Annotated in this window: 15 protein-coding genes; 10 read left to right on the top strand and 5 right to left on the bottom strand. The window is 67.7% G+C overall.

Annotated features, from left to right (window positions below; all coding sequences use genetic code 11):
- Positions 1-37 precede the first annotated feature (37 nt).
- Together nrdR and G7043_RS28995 are read left to right on the top strand one after the other, a co-directional pair.
- Positions 38-508 carry a transcriptional regulator NrdR gene (nrdR, locus tag G7043_RS28990; RefSeq protein WP_030464916.1) on the top strand — a complete coding sequence of 157 codons (471 nt, stop codon included), beginning with the start codon at positions 38-40 and terminating at the stop codon, positions 506-508.
- 64 nt (positions 509-572) lie between these two features.
- Entirely contained in the window at positions 573-3,398 is a 2,826-nt protein-coding gene (locus G7043_RS28995; RefSeq protein ID WP_166050855.1) for a vitamin B12-dependent ribonucleotide reductase, read from the top strand.
- Positions 3,399-3,417: 19 nt separating this feature from the next.
- On the opposite strand, the gene G7043_RS29000 is transcribed toward G7043_RS28995, so the two are convergent.
- Positions 3,418-3,939 (bottom strand): HNH endonuclease, encoded by a 522-nt coding sequence (locus G7043_RS29000; RefSeq protein ID WP_166050857.1) that lies wholly within the window; start codon positions 3,937-3,939, stop codon positions 3,418-3,420.
- Positions 3,940-4,034: 95 nt separating this feature from the next.
- Here G7043_RS29000 and G7043_RS29005 point away from each other — a divergent pair, with 95 nt between their 5' ends.
- Together G7043_RS29005 and G7043_RS29010 are read left to right on the top strand one after the other, a co-directional pair.
- Positions 4,035-4,586, top strand: a complete 552-nt coding sequence (locus G7043_RS29005; RefSeq protein WP_166050859.1) for a hypothetical protein — start codon at positions 4,035-4,037, stop codon at positions 4,584-4,586.
- A 33-nt stretch (positions 4,587-4,619) separates the two neighbouring features.
- Positions 4,620-5,507, top strand: a complete 888-nt coding sequence (locus G7043_RS29010) for an ADP-ribosylglycohydrolase family protein (RefSeq protein WP_166050861.1) — start codon at positions 4,620-4,622, stop codon at positions 5,505-5,507.
- On the opposite strand, the gene G7043_RS29015 is transcribed toward G7043_RS29010, so the two are convergent.
- A complete protein-coding gene (locus G7043_RS29015; protein ID WP_166050862.1) occupies positions 5,508-5,966 on the bottom strand; it encodes a CGNR zinc finger domain-containing protein in 459 nt (152 codons plus the stop codon). It lies immediately after the preceding gene.
- Positions 5,967-6,011: 45 nt separating this feature from the next.
- Here G7043_RS29015 and G7043_RS29020 point away from each other — a divergent pair, with 45 nt between their 5' ends.
- Genes G7043_RS29020 through G7043_RS29030 form a run of 3 tightly spaced genes read left to right on the top strand, consistent with a single transcriptional unit; the run spans position 6,012 to position 10,074 of the window.
- Positions 6,012-6,848, top strand: a complete 837-nt coding sequence (locus G7043_RS29020; RefSeq protein WP_166050864.1) for an alpha/beta fold hydrolase — start codon at positions 6,012-6,014, stop codon at positions 6,846-6,848.
- Between the two features lie 51 nt (positions 6,849-6,899).
- On the top strand, positions 6,900-9,407 hold the full coding sequence (locus tag G7043_RS29025) for a PEP/pyruvate-binding domain-containing protein (RefSeq protein WP_166050866.1): 2,508 nt from the start codon (positions 6,900-6,902) through the stop codon (positions 9,405-9,407).
- 10 nt (positions 9,408-9,417) lie between these two features.
- Positions 9,418-10,074: an EcsC family protein gene (locus G7043_RS29030; RefSeq protein WP_166050868.1), complete on the top strand. Its 657-nt coding sequence runs from the start codon at positions 9,418-9,420 to the stop codon at positions 10,072-10,074.
- On the opposite strand, the gene G7043_RS29035 is transcribed toward G7043_RS29030, so the two are convergent.
- A complete protein-coding gene (locus G7043_RS29035) occupies positions 10,071-10,829 on the bottom strand; it encodes a bestrophin-like domain (protein ID WP_166050869.1) in 759 nt (252 codons plus the stop codon). The two genes, G7043_RS29030 and G7043_RS29035, sit on opposite strands and share 4 nt — an antisense overlap.
- 315 nt (positions 10,830-11,144) lie before the next feature.
- Between G7043_RS29035 and G7043_RS29040 the strand changes: the two genes are divergently transcribed.
- The 3 genes from G7043_RS29040 to G7043_RS29050 all read left to right on the top strand — a co-directional run bounded on the left by G7043_RS29040 (position 11,145) and on the right by G7043_RS29050 (position 13,042).
- Positions 11,145-12,122 (top strand): DUF6923 family protein, encoded by a 978-nt coding sequence (locus tag G7043_RS29040; protein WP_166050871.1) that lies wholly within the window; start codon positions 11,145-11,147, stop codon positions 12,120-12,122.
- 187 nt (positions 12,123-12,309) lie between these two features.
- Positions 12,310-12,471, top strand: a complete 162-nt coding sequence (locus tag G7043_RS29045) for a hypothetical protein (RefSeq protein WP_166050873.1) — start codon at positions 12,310-12,312, stop codon at positions 12,469-12,471.
- Positions 12,472-12,613: 142 nt separating this feature from the next.
- The gene (locus tag G7043_RS29050) at positions 12,614-13,042 is read left to right on the top strand and encodes a CBS domain-containing protein (RefSeq protein WP_166050875.1); all 429 of its coding nucleotides are present in this window, start codon (positions 12,614-12,616) and stop codon (positions 13,040-13,042) included.
- 299 nt (positions 13,043-13,341) lie between these two features.
- Here G7043_RS29050 and G7043_RS29055 read toward each other — a convergent pair whose 3' ends face one another.
- Together G7043_RS29055 and G7043_RS29060 are read right to left on the bottom strand one after the other, a co-directional pair.
- Positions 13,342-13,887, bottom strand: coding sequence for an SRPBCC domain-containing protein (locus G7043_RS29055; RefSeq protein WP_207311822.1), 546 nt, complete (start codon positions 13,885-13,887; stop codon positions 13,342-13,344).
- Positions 13,871-14,218: an ArsR/SmtB family transcription factor gene (locus G7043_RS29060; RefSeq protein ID WP_166050879.1), complete on the bottom strand. Its 348-nt coding sequence runs from the start codon at positions 14,216-14,218 to the stop codon at positions 13,871-13,873. The genes G7043_RS29055 and G7043_RS29060 overlap by 17 nt, the downstream gene beginning before the upstream one ends.
- Between the last annotated feature and the right edge of the window lie 11 nt (positions 14,219-14,229).

Raw genomic sequence — 14,229 nt, forward strand, 5'->3', positions numbered from 1 at the left:
CTGCGACGGGTGCTGCGCCGGGGAGGGGTGAACAGGCGTGCGGTGTCCGTTTTGCCGTCATTCGGACTCACGGGTGGTCGATTCCCGCGAGGTCGACGAGGGGCAGGTGATCCGTCGCCGTCGCTCCTGCAACAGCTGCAGCCGCAGGTTCACCACGGTCGAAGAAGCGGTTCTCGCCGTGGTCAAGCGCTCCGGGGTGACGGAGCCGTTCAGCCGCGACAAGGTTGTCGTCGGCGTGCGCAGGGCGTGCCAGGGCCGCCCGGTCGACGAGGACGCGTTCCAGCAGCTCGCCCAGCGAGTGGAAGAGTCGATCCGGTCGACGGGTTGCGCGGAAATCGCCAGTCACGAGGTGGGCCTCGCCATTCTCGGCCCCTTGCGTGAACTCGACGAGGTCGCATATCTGCGCTTCGCGAGCGTTTACAGATCCTTCTCGTCCGTCGAGGACTTCGAGAAGGAAATTCTTGATCTTCGCACTGCGCGGGCCGAGGAAGCACCGGCCGAGCAGTGATCTACACGCGTGAAAGCGCGTGCTGACAACAACTTTCGAAGCACCAGCACGAGGGAGATCCACCGTGACCGAGACCGTCGGCGGCTCAGCCAAGAAGACAGCCGCACGGGCGGCTGCCAAGCCTGCCGCGCTGAAGGTCCAGCGCGTCTACACCACCGAGGGCCGCCACCCCTACGACGAGGTCACCTGGGAACGCCGCGACGTCGTCATGACGAACTGGCGCGACGGCTCGGTGAACTTCGAGCAGCGCGGCGTCGAGTTCCCCGCTTCCTGGTCGGTGAACGCCACCAACATCGTCACCAGCAAGTACTTCCGCGGTGCCGTCGGCAGCGAGGTGCGCGAGCAGTCGCTGCGCCAGCTGATCGACCGCGTCGTGAAGACCTACGTGGGCGCGGGCAAGGAGCACGGCTACTTCGGCTCCGAGCAGGACGCGGAGATCTTCGAGCACGAGCTCACCTACATGCTTCTGCACCAGGTGTTCAGCTTCAACTCGCCGGTGTGGTTCAACGTCGGCACGAGCTCGCCGCAGCAGGTCAGCGCGTGCTTCATCCTCGCGGTCGACGACACCATGGAGTCGATCCTGAACTGGTACCGCGAGGAGGGCCTGATCTTCAAGGGCGGCTCCGGTGCCGGCCTGAACCTCTCGCGCATCCGGTCGTCCAAGGAGCTGCTGTCCTCCGGCGGCACCGCGTCCGGCCCGGTGTCGTTCATGCGCGGCGCCGACGCGTCCGCGGGCACCATCAAGTCCGGTGGCGCCACCCGCCGCGCGGCCAAGATGGTCGTCCTCGACGTCGACCACCCGGACGTCGTGGAGTTCATCGAGACCAAGGCGCGCGAAGAGGACAAGATCCGCGCGCTGCGCGACGCCGGGTTCGACATGGACCTCGGCGGCGCGGACATCGTGTCGGTGCAGTACCAGAACGCGAACAACTCCATCCGCGTGTCGGACGAGTTCATGCACGCCTACGAGAGCGGCGGCGACTTCGGCCTGCGCGGCCGGCAGACCGGCGAGGTCATCGAGCGCGTCGACGCCAAGGAGCTGTTCGGCAAGCTCGCGAAGGCCGCGTGGGAGTGCGCCGACCCCGGCATCCAGTACGACGACACGATCAACGACTGGCACACCTGCCCCGAGTCGGGTCGCATCACCGCGTCCAACCCGTGTTCGGAGTACATGCACCTCGACAACTCGAGCTGCAACCTCGCGTCGCTGAACCTCATGAAGTTCCTCGGTGACGACGGCCGCTTCGACGCCGTCACGTTCGCCAAGGCCGTCGAGCTGATCATCACCGCGATGGACATCTCGATCTGCTTCGCGGACTTCCCGACCGAGCCGATCGCGGACACCACCCGCAAGTTCCGCCAGCTCGGCATCGGCTACGCCAACCTCGGCGCGCTGCTGATGGCGACCGGCCACGCGTACGACTCCGAGGGCGGCCGCGCGCTCGCCGCGACCATCACCTCGCTGATGACCGGTGTCTCGTACCGCCGTTCCGCGGAACTCGCGGGCACGGTCGGCGCGTACGACGGTTACAAGCGCAACGCCACGGCGCACCAGCGCGTCATGCGCAAGCACGCCGCCGCCAACGACCTGATCCGCACCTACCACGCGAACGACTCGTCGGTGCACAAGGTCGCGACCGAGGCGTGGCAGCAGGCGCTGGAGATCGGCGCGAAGAACGGCTGGCGCAACGCCCAGGCGTCCGTGCTGGCCCCGACCGGCACCATCGGCCTGATGATGGACTGCGACACCACCGGTATCGAGCCGGACCTGGCCCTGGTCAAGTTCAAGAAGCTCGTCGGCGGCGGCTCGATGCAGATCGTCAACCAGACGGTGCCGCGCGCGCTGAAGGCGTTGGGCTACCAGGAAGAGCAGATCGAGGCGATCGTCGAGTTCATCGGCGAGCACGGCCACGTCGTCGACGCGCCGGGCCTGCGCCGCGAGCACTACGAGGTCTTCGACTGCGCGATGGGCGAGCGTTCGATCGCGCCCATGGGCCACGTGCGGATGATGGCGGCCACGCAGCCGTTCCTGTCCGGCGCGATCTCCAAGACGGTCAACATGCCGGAGACGGCGACGATCGCCGACGTCGAGGAGATCTACTACCAGGGCTGGAAGCTCGGCCTGAAGGCGCTCGCGATCTACCGCGACAACTGCAAGGTCGGCCAGCCGTTGTCGGCGGGCAAGGGCGCGAAGGCCGCTGAGGAGAAGAAGTCGGACACGGTCGTCGAGTACCGCCCGGTCCGCAAGCGGCTGCCGAAGAAGCGCCCGTCGCAGACCGTGTCATTCACGGTCGGTGGCGCCGAGGGCTACCTGCACGCCGGTTCCTACCCGGACAACGGCCTCGGCGAGATCTTCGTCAAGCTCGGCAAGCAGGGCTCGACGCTGGCCGGCGTGATGGACGCGTTCTCGATGTCCATCTCCGTGGGTCTGCAGTACGGCATCCCGCTCGAGTTCTACGTCTCGAAGTTCCAGAACCTGCGTTTCGAGCCGGCGGGCATGACCGACGACCCGGACGTGCGCATCGCGACGTCGGTGCTGGACTACCTGTTCCGCCGCCTGGCGCTCGACTACCTGCCGTACGACAAGCGCGCGCAGCTCGGCATCTTCACCGCCGACGAGCGTTCCGCGCAGGTCGCCGGCGAGTACGGCGCCCCCGCGTCGTCCGATGTGGACCTGGAGGGTCTGCGCGGTTCGGTGGAGGCCGCTCCGAAGCAGGTCGAGGCCGCCGTCGAGGCTCCGAAGCAGGTGGGCAGCTCGACCGAGCTGCTGGAGCTGCACCTGGGCAAGGCCGCTGACGCGCCGCTGTGCATGACCTGCGGCACGAAGATGCGCCCGGCCGGCTCGTGCTACCTGTGCGAGGGCTGCGGCAGCACGTCCGGCTGCAGCTGATCGAACACCCGGCGGACCGTCACGGCAGCTCGATGCCGTGGCGGTCCGCCAGTTTCTTCTCGATCTCCGCGATCACGCACGCGATCGTCGACGGGTTGAGCCGCCCCTCGCCGAAGTGGATGACGGTCTTCGCGAACTCGTCCGCCGCCAGCGCACGGCATTCGGCGTTCAGCGAGCGGTGGTCGATCTCGGCCTCCTTGAAGCACTCCAGCGGTTTGCGGCCGAAGATGACCTCGAACTCCTTCCAGCCGCGCATCGTCCAGTAGGTGTCGTAGGACGAGACGGACGTCGCCCGCAGCCACCTCCACAGGTACTGCGGGTCCTGGTGGCTGGGGGCCTCGCGACGGCACCGCCCGCACAGCAGGACCAGGTTGTCGGCCGTGTCGGTGCCGCCCAGTGCCGCGGGCACGACGGGGCACTGCTCCAGCTCGGCCTTGTACCCGCAGCGCCAGCACCGTTCGTGCGCCTCGCTCCAGTCGATGGCCAGGTCGATCTCGTGCTCGACCCAGTACCCGACGATCTGCTCGTTGCCGACGCTCACGTGTCCTCCCCAGTTGAGTTGACCTTCCTGTCGGTGACCACGGCGATTGCGTTTCACCCTCGCTCAACTGATAGAAAAACGGCGGAGGGGAACAGATGCGCTCGTTCGACGATTTACGCCGCTACCTGCTCGGCCAGCTCAACGCCGCTGTCCGGCGACCTGGCATGTACGGCGGCGAGGCGGTGATCCTCACCCTGCTCGACGCGCTGGCGTTCGCCGACGACCGCACGGACCGGTGGCAGGTCGAGCTCGACGCGCTGGTGGCACGCGGTGCGGCCAACGCGGCGATGGTGAGCGGCGCGGTGCACGAGGTGCTCGGTCACCGCAGTGAGGACGTCATGGCCTCGGTGTACGCGGATCTCGCGCATCGGCAGGGCTGGTTGTCGCTGGACGCGGACAGCCGGATTCCCGGTGTGCTGGGCGAACGGGACTGCGTGCTCGACGACGTGATCGCCGAGTACGGCGAACCGCCGTTGTGGCTGGGCGGCACCAACCCGAAGTACTCGAAGACGCTCGCCTATCCGGATCGGTCGGGTTCGCTCGTGTTCTTCCACTTCATGCCGGAGCTGCGGCTGATGGCGACGCGGCGCGGTGACGGCGGGTTCCGCGACAGCTTCGTCTTCACGCCTGCCGGGCAACTGCGCTGAAACCTGTTGCCCGCCAAGGTAAAATCGCAGGTGATGCGCATTGTTCTGCATGCACGTGCGCGCCTGGACCTCGCATACGACTCGCTCGACGGGCTCTCCGTCGGTGACGCTCTGGGCGCACAGTTCTTCATGGTCGGCCGCTCGCTGCCCGACCTCGTGGCCGGCAAGCCGCCACGAGGGCCGTGGGAGTGGACCGACGACACCGAAATGGCCTGCAACCTCGTCGCCGAGCTTCGTGATCACGGCGACGTCGACCAGAACCGGCTCGCGGCGATCTTCGCCGACCGCTGCGAGCCCTATCGCGGGTACGGCGCGGGAGCGTTCATCATCCTGCGCAAGATCCGCCAAGGCACGCCGTGGAAAGAGGCGGCCGGCAGCGCGTTCGACGGGCAGGGTTCGTGCGGCAACGGCGCCGCTATGCGGATTGCGCCGCTCGGCGCCTACTTCGCCGACGATCCGAAAACCGTGACGGAGCAAGCGATCCGGGCGAGCGAGGTCACGCACCAGCACCCGGAGGGCATCGCGGGCGGTGTGGCCGTGGCGCACGCCGCCGCTCTCGCGGCGAGGGCCCGGCTGTCCGGATCACCACCGCGGGACCTGCTCGGCAGCGTTCTCGACCACCTCGAAGACTCGTTCGTGCGCAAGGGGATCGAGAAGGCCCGCAAGATCGAGAACGCCGAGGAGGCGGCCTACGTCCTCGGCAACGGCTCACGCGTGACGGCGCAGGACACCGTGCCGTTCACGCTCTGGGTCGCCGCCCACCACCTCGACGACTACCGCGCCGCCATCACGGCGTGCGTCAAAGCGGGCGGTGACGTCGACACGACCGCCGCGATCGTCGGCGGCATCATCGCGACACCTCCGCCGGAGTGGCGCCGGGAACGCGAAGAACTCCCGGACTGGGTGCGCCGCCTCGGGTAGCTAGTCCTTGTGCCGCTGGTAGTACCGCGCCACCCGCACCCGGTTCCCGCACGTCGCGGGGTCGCACCACCGGCGTCGCGGGTGCGCGGGCACGAACAGCAGCCGGCATCCCGGCCCTTCGCACGTCTTCACCTTCCGCACGGCCGGTGACGCCAGCAGTTCGCCCGCCGCGCCCGCCAGCAGCGCGAGCGCCCGCGCGACCTCGTCACCGTCCCGTTCGCGGGCGACCTCCACCACGCCGGACCACGACAGCACGTCGTAAGCCGGAGCGCCGCGCAACGCCGCGTTCAACGGCGCCAGGTCCGGCTCCAGACCCTCCCGTGCCGCGAGCACCGCCGCCTCGACGTGCCCGCGCAGCTCTCTCAGGGCTTCTGAACAGGGCAAATCCCGCGAGGACAGCCACTCGTCCAAGTGGTCTTCCTCGGACGTCAGCGTGTTGACGAACTCCAGCGCGAGCACCATCTAACTGTACATCACGACAAGTACCCATTAGTCTAATGCAACATGACGACAAAGACGCATGTGACGAGGCATCGGTTCGTCGACGTGGACGGCATCAAGCTCTTCTACCGGGAGGCGGGCGACCCGGCCGCGCCCAAGCTCCTGCTCCTGCACGGCTTTCCGTCCGCCTCACACCAATACGCGCGGCTCATCGAGGAGCTCAAGGACGAGTTCCACGTCATCGCGCCCGACCACCCCGGCTCCGGCCACAGCGACGCTCCTGAGCGGCCCTGCACGTTCGACTTCCTCGCCGACACGATCGAGAAGTTCCTGCTGGCCATCGACTTCACCGGCTTCTCGATGTACGTCTTCGACTTCGGCGCCCCGGTCGGCTTCCGGATCGCGACCCGCCACCCCGAGTGGATCAAGAGCCTGATCGTCCAGAACGGCAACGCCTACGAGGACGGCCTCTCGGACCTCGCGCGGGACTTCATCGGCAACCGCGACCCGCAGGTCGCCCGCGACATGCTCGCCCTGGAGTGCACGAAGTTCGGCTATCTCGAAGGCGTGCGCGACCCCGAGGCGATCTCGCCCGACACGTGGACCCTCGACCAGCACTACCTCGACCTGCGTCCGCAGCCCCAGATCGATCTCGCCCTCGACTACCACAGCAACGTCGCGAAGTATCCGGAGTGGCAGGCCTACCTGCGTGAACACCGGCCGCCGACGCTCATCGCGTGGGGCCGCGGCGACCCGTTCTTCCTCGAGCCCGGCGCGAAGGCGTACCTGCGCGACCTGCCCGGCGCGCGGCTGCACCTGTTCGACACCGGCCACTTCGCGCTGGAGGAGAACCTGGCCGAGATCGCCGCGCTGATCAGGGCGTTCATCCCAACGGTGTGATTTATTCATCACGTGTTGAGTTTTTGGTCGGACGCTCGTAGCCTCAGAGCCATGGACGACTACTGCGCGGATTTCGTGGTGGACTTCGGGGCCGTCGACGGCACGATGCTCGCGACCGTGGGCGGCAAGGCGGCGAACCTGGGTGAGCTCACCAGGGCGGGTTTGCCGGTGCCGCAGGGCTTCTGCGTCACCACCGGGGCGTACCGGGCGGTCGCGGCGGCCGACGAGCTGGCGAGCACCACCCCGGAGAACGCCCGCAGGACGTTGGTCGAAACCCCGGTGCCGCAGGAGATCCGGGACGCGATCGTCGCCGGGTACCGCAAGCTCGGTGAGAACGTCCCGGTCGCCGTGCGGTCGAGCGCGACGGCCGAGGACCTGCCGTTCGCGAGCTTCGCCGGCCAGCAGGACACGTTCCTCAACGTCGTCGGCGAGGACGCGGTGGTCGACGCCGTGCGCCGCTGCTGGGCCTCGTTGTGGACGGACCGCGCGGTCAGTTACCGCGAGACGAACGGCATCGACCACACCACGACCTACCTCGCCGTTGTGGTGCAACGGATGGTGCAGTCCGCGGTTTCCGGCGTGATGTTCACGGCGAACCCGGTCACCGGCACGCGCGACCAGATCGTCATCGACGCGAGCCCAGGTCTGGGCGAGGCGGTGGTGTCGGGCGCGGTCAACCCGGACCACTTCGTCGTCGACGGGTCCGAGATCGTCGAAAGGCGGTTGGGGGACAAGAAGTTCGTCATCCGCTCGCTGCCGGGCGGCGGCACCGAGCACGTCGAGGTCGGCGAGAACGACGAGCCCTGCCTGACCGACGGGCAGATCCACGCGCTCGCCGTCCTCGGCCGCAAGGTGCAGCGGCACTACGGTTCACCGCAGGACACCGAGTGGGCGATCGACGCCGACGGCGAGCTGCACCTCACCCAGGCCCGGCCGATCACTACGCTGTTCCCGTTGCCGGACAACCCCGACGGCGGTGCCCACGTCTACTTCTGCTTCAGCCTCGCGCAGGGCCTCGAACGCCCGATCACGCCGATGGGCCGCGCGGCGTTCCGCGAGATCGCCAAGTCGGCCTTCGAGATCGTGATCGGCGACCCGAAAAGCCAGTCCTATGTGGAGAACGGTGAGCGCATCTTCTTCGACGTCACCAAGGTTCTGCAGAGCCGCGTCGGCCGCGAGTTCGTGACCCGGCTGCTCGGCGTGATGGAGGCGCGTTCCTCCGAAGTGCTGCGCGACCTGTTCGCCGACCCGAGGTTCGCGATCAGGAACTCGTCGCCCACGCCCGCGCTGAAGCGAGTTCTGCGGCTCGCGCGGCGCTTCCACGTGCCGGTGACGGCCGCGAAGGCGTTGGTGAACCCGGAGAAGGCGGTGCGGAACGCGTTGCTGATGGAGCGCGACATCCTGGAGAAGTCCGCGAACCTCTCGATCGAACAGGCGTTGCGGCAGTGCGTGATGCCGGTGCTGCCGGGACTCGCGCCGACCGCGCTGATCGGGTTCGCGATGCTCGCGCTCGTCGGCAAGGTGGTCAAGGTCAAGCCGGGCGAGTTGCAGACCGTCCTGCGCGGCCTGCCCAACAACATCACCACCGAGATGGACCTGGCGATGTGGGATCTCGCGCAGGAGATCAGACGTGATCCCGTTGCGCTGAGCCAGTTCCGGAACGGCGAACGCCCCGCGGCCCTCGACCGCTTCCTCGCGAAGTGGGGGCACCGCGCCGTCGCGGAGATCGACCTCGGCCTGCCCAGGTGGTCCGACGACCCGACCTACGTTCTCGGCGTGGTGCGGAACTTCCTGCGGCTGGAGGACGAGAACGCCGCGGCGGATGCCGTCTTCGCGCGGGGAGCCGCGGAAGCGGAAGCGATGATCGAGACTCTGGCCAGGCGCGCCTGGGGCCGCGGCTGGTTCGTGCGCTTCGCGTTGCGCCGCACCAGGTTGCTCGCCGGTCTGCGGGAGTACCCGAAGTACCTGATCATCACCCTGTTCGGGGTACTCCGGAAGCGCGTCGCAGACCTCGGTGCCGCGTTGGTGGACCAGGGCAGGCTCGCCCAGACCGACGACGTCTACTTCCTCACCTTCGAGGAAATGCGTTCCGCGGAAGGAGATCTGCGTTCGATCGTGGCACGGCGGCGTGAGGTCTACGACCGCGAGATGCGGCGCAGGCACATCCCGCGCGTGCTGCTCTCGGACGGCACCGAGCCCGAAGCCGTGCACCACGGCGCCCCGGCGGAGGGCGACCTCGTCGGCACCCCGGCGTCGGCGGGCACGATCACCGGCATCGCGCGGGTCGTGATGGACCCGGTCGGCGCGCACCTCGAACCCGGCGAGATCCTCGTGGCGCCGTCGACGGATCCGGGCTGGACACCGTTGTTCCTGACGGCCGGCGGGCTCGTGATGGAGATGGGCGGCGCGAACTCGCACGGCGCGGTTGTCGCCCGCGAGTACGGGATTCCCGCGGTGGTGGGTGTGCGCGAGGCCGTGACGCGGATCAAGACCGGTGAGCGGATCACCGTCGACGGCAGCACGGGCGCCGTGACCACACTCGCGGACCTGACCGCGTAACCTCGGGTTTGTGGCTGAGTCCAAGGGTGAGCTGAACAAGGTCCAGCAGGGCCTCGCCGACTACCTGCTGCGGGCCGGCGTGGACGGGTTCGGCCCGTTCAAGAGCGCACGTGACGCGGCGTCCGACGCGCTCGTCAAAAAGGGCGACGAGAACGACGCCATCAAGCACCTCATCCGCACGCACGTGGCGCTGGCCGGCGCGCAGGGTTTCATCACGAACCTCGGCGGGCTGATCACGCTGCCGATCTCCCTGCCGTCCAACGTCGCGGCCGCGTACGTGATCCAGACGCACCTCATCGCGTCGATCGCGTCGGTGCGCGGTCACGACGTGGACAGCGAAGAGGTGCAGACGGCCATCCTGCTGTGCCTGCTCGGCAACGCCGGAACCGAACTGTTCAAAAAAGTCGGCATCAAGCAGTTCACCAAGAAAGCCGCCGCGGCACTCATCACAAAATACGGTACAAAGAAGCTCGGCACGATCGCCGCGAAGGGTGTTCCGCTGCTGGGCGGCGTCATCGGCGGTGGCGTCGACGCCGCCTCCACCAGAGCGGTCGGCGCATTCGCAAATCGCTACTTCACTCACACGGACGTGTTGCCGAAGGTCATCGACGGCGAGGTGCTCTCGGTCGAGATCGAAGAAGCGGACGGAATGACCGATTCGCGCTAGCTCAGCCGGTCCAGCGCGGAGGTGAAGGCGTCCGGCTGGATGTGCACACCGCCGCTGAACGGGTTCTGCAGTTGGTAGATCGCGAACAACAGCAGAACCAGCGTCGAGCTCAGCGTGATGGTGATGAGCAGCTGCGAGATCAGGTTCGGCCCGCCGAACAGGAACGGGAACAGCAGCGACAGACCGGTGCCGATCAGCAGCGCGAGCCACACCACCGGGTTGACGCCGTTGCCCGCCGCGTCCAGCCGTTCCTGCCTGGCCTGGTAGACCTCCCACAGCTGGTTCGCCGCCTCGGCCTTGCGGTCCTCCTGCCAGCCACCGTCCGGTGCCGCCGTCGCGATCGTGTCCCTGAGCTGGTTCAGCGTGGTCCAGCCCCGGTTGTCCACGTCCTGGCCCTCGCGCATCCGCGGCCACTCGTCGTCCACGACGGTCGAGACGTAGTCCCGGATCAGCTGCTCCACCTTGGTCTTCGCGGGTTCCGGCAGCGAGTCGGACGACCAGTCGACCGCGACGAGCGCGTTGGCCTCCTTCTGCACCTGCTCCTCCGCGCCGTTGGACGCGTCGAACAGCGAGATCAGGATGAACGCGACCAGCACGGCGTGCAGGCCGGCGACGATGCTGAACACCGATCCGCCCGCGCCGAGGTTCTTCTCCCCGACTTCCTCCGAGCCGAACCGACGGGTGACGACGACCAGGACGGTGGAGATGACGGCGGCGCCGACAACCCAGAGCGTGCCGGTGAGGTAAATGCTCAATTCGGCTCCTTTCTGGTGTGGGATTAGACCACGGTCTACTGTGGCCGGTACAGCACGGTCTGGTTAACGAGCAATGGTCAGGTGGGAATGCGCGGCAACAGCAGTGATACCCGGTTGTCGTATTGGACTGCTCCATTCCGGTGGCGCCAGGAATTGCTGGCGTTGAGCACCGTCTCGTCCCTGTTGGTGCTTTCCGCGCCGTTCACCAGCGCCGTTGCTCATGCTGCACCGCCGAACTGTGACGCATTTCAAGTGCGTTCATCCAATCGTGGCGAGTTCTCCACGTTGACGAAGTTCGACGCGTCATCCGGTGGGGTGACGGAACTAGCTCGGCTGGACTACGCGGTGAACGCGCTGGGGTACTCGTCGGCGTTGGGCCGTCTGGTTGGTCTCACGTCGAAGGGCCACCACTGGTGGAAGAACCCGTCGCACGTCGTGCTGATCGACACCAAAGGCGTGGTCAGCGATCTCGGACCCGTTGACGCGCACTGGTTCCGCACCGACGACGTGTCCGCTGGCGCAGTCGTCGGCACCACGTTCTACGTGCGCGACAACGCCCGGCTGCACGCGATCGACATCGACCCCGCGAGCGCGTCCTACCTCAAGATCGTGCGCACCGTCGTGCTGGACTGGCCCGCGCTGACCCTCGACGACTTCGCCGTGGACCCGGCGACCGGCAAGCTGACCGGGGTGTCGGCGGCGGGCGGGGGACCGGGCGAGGTCGTGACGTTCGACCCGGTGTCCGGACGGCTGCTCAGCCGGACGGAAGTCGCTGAGCTGCCAGGGAAATCCACCTACGGCGCCGTCGTGATCGACTCGGCCGGCACCGTCTACGCCACCAACAACGGCTACCACGGCCGCAGCCGCATCTATCGGGTGTCCGGTACCGCGGTGGAGCTGACGGCGGGCCCGCAGCTGGGCATGATCGACGCGGCGGGCTGCCTGCCGAACCCGATGCCGCCCCGCATCGACCCGCCCGCGCCCCGCCCCGAGGTGCCGCCACCCCCGCCGCCTCCCGCTCCCGCGCCGACACCGGCGCCTGTCGCGGCACCTGTCGCGGCACGTGTTCCGTCACCGGTCGTCCCGCCGCCTCCGGTCACCACGCCGCCGCCGTCTTCCGTTGCGCCGCAACCGGTTCCGGTGCGTGCGGCGCGCCAGAAGACCGAGCCGCGCAAGGACCTTCCGCTCGACGCCGAGACCACGCCGCTGACGAAGTCCCGCAAGTGGGCGATGGTGACGATCATCCTGGTGATGCTGGGCGCGGGAGCCGCCGCCGCGAGGGCCCGCGGATAAATCGGTTGGCGTGACTCGGCCGCGCCGCTAGCGTTGCGGACATGTTCTTCATCTGATGAAGCCCTGCGGCGCTCTTGACGCTGCTCCGCGACCTCGTTGTCGCCCAGGTGACCCTGTTAGCGGGTCCTTCTCTCACGGCTGTCTTCCGCCGTGTCCTTGCACGCCCTCGTCACGAGGAGGTTTTCGCATGCCTGCGACCACCCCGCCCGAGCCGTCCAACCGCGCTGCGCGTCGTGCGCAGAAGCGGGGCAAGAACGATCAGAACCCGCACTTCCAGCTGCCACAGCAGCGGGTGCCGGTAGTCCAGCCGCGCCAGTTCATGGCCCGTCGCCGCGGTGGATCCGCGTAGCCGACGCCGAACCGGGCGCGACACCGCAGGGGATGCGTTCACTCGAGCGCATCCCCTGCTCCCTTCGTGGTTCGATCTCCCGTTCTGTCGTGATCCGATCTAGCCTGAGGTGCTACCGGACCGACAGGATCGGAGGCGCCAGGTGAGGATCGCTGACGTTTTGCGGACCAAGGGATCGGCGGTCGCGACGATCGACCCGGACGTACCGGTGTCCGAGCTGCTCAGATCGCTCGCCGAACACAACATCGGCGCGATCGTCGTCGTCGGCCCGTCCGGCATGGCGGGGATCGTGTCCGAGCGCGACGTCGTGCGCCGTCTGCACGAATCAGGTGCTGACCTGCTGTCTTCCCCCGTGTCGGCGATCATGACCGCCGACGTGTTCACCTGCTCGCCGTCGGACACGGTGGACAGCCTGACGGTCGTGATGACCGAACGGCGCTTCCGCCACGTACCTGTTGTGTCCGACGGGCAGCTGGTGGGGATCGTCAGCATCGGCGACGTCGTGAAGAGTCGCATCGGGCAGTTGGAGCAGTCGCAGGACCAGCTGCAGGCCTACATCGCCCAGGGCTGATCCCGCCAGGGAACCACACCAACATCCAGTCCGACGGCCCCAGGATGATCAACAACACCGCGTGGTCGCCGGCTTCGACGACCCGCTGCCGCTAGCCGACACAACGTCCACCGAGGCGCGCAACCCCGCGTTGTCCGTCTCGGTGGCGTCGTCGTGCGCTGCCCACGCCGAGAGCAGCATCACCAGCGACCCCGCCGCCAACCAATATATCGGTTTGCTGCCCCGCCTGACCTGCTGCTTAGCAATGAGTCTTTGGACTGCGTCGTCAAAAGACTCATTGCTAAAACAGGATTCGCGTTTCAGCCGGCCTGATCGATGCCGGGCGGCTCGGGGACGTTCTCGGTCTTGGTGTCCGACGGCATCGCCCACATGAAGGCGCGCATCATGGCGTACTGGAGCTTCAGGCCGGTGCCGATGTCGCCGGACTCGACGACCTGCTTGAGCGCGGCGAGGATGCCCTTCCAGGTGGCGTCGACCTTGTCGAGACGCTCGACGTCCGCGGGCCAACCCGAGTTGCGCAGCGTGACGCGCGTGCCGCCGTCGACCTCTTCCAACTCCCACGAGACGACGGTCCACGGGTCGTCGCGCATGGTGAGTCGTTGCGTGTGGGAGAGCAGTCGCGGCGGCTCGACCTCGACGACACGCCCGACGACGAAGACCCGTTTGCCGTCGGTCGACCGGTAGTACAGCGGCGCGCCCGGCTTCAGTTCGGAATCGAGAACGGCGTCCATCATGGCGCGCTGCTTGCCGTCGAGTTTGGTGATCTCCGCCCACACCTTCTCGATGGGCGCGGCGATCACGATGCTGTGCACCAGCTCGCTGCCGGGTTCAGCCAACGTCCTCATCCTCCTGTTCGGCGCTCTCGACCGCGTGCTTCAGGCCGACCAGCGCCGCTGCCCAGTTCTGTTCGTACTGCGCGACCCACCGCTGGTGGATCTGCTGGATGGGCACGGGATTCAGGTGGTTGACCCGCTTCCGGCCCCGCGGCTCGACGAGCACCAGGTCGGCCTCGCGGAGCACACCGAGGTGCTGCATGACGACGTGCCGGCTCGTCTCCAGCGCCTCCACCAGCTCACCCGTGGTGCGTGGGCCGGCACGCAGGACGTCGAGGATCGCGCGCCGCAGCGGGTTCGCCAGGGCGCGCCAGACGGCGTCGTCATCATGTGGCAACTTCATTACGTAAGCTT

This window comes from Lentzea alba (genome assembly GCF_011067745.1).
Lineage (GTDB): Bacteria > Actinomycetota > Actinomycetes > Mycobacteriales > Pseudonocardiaceae > Lentzea > Lentzea alba.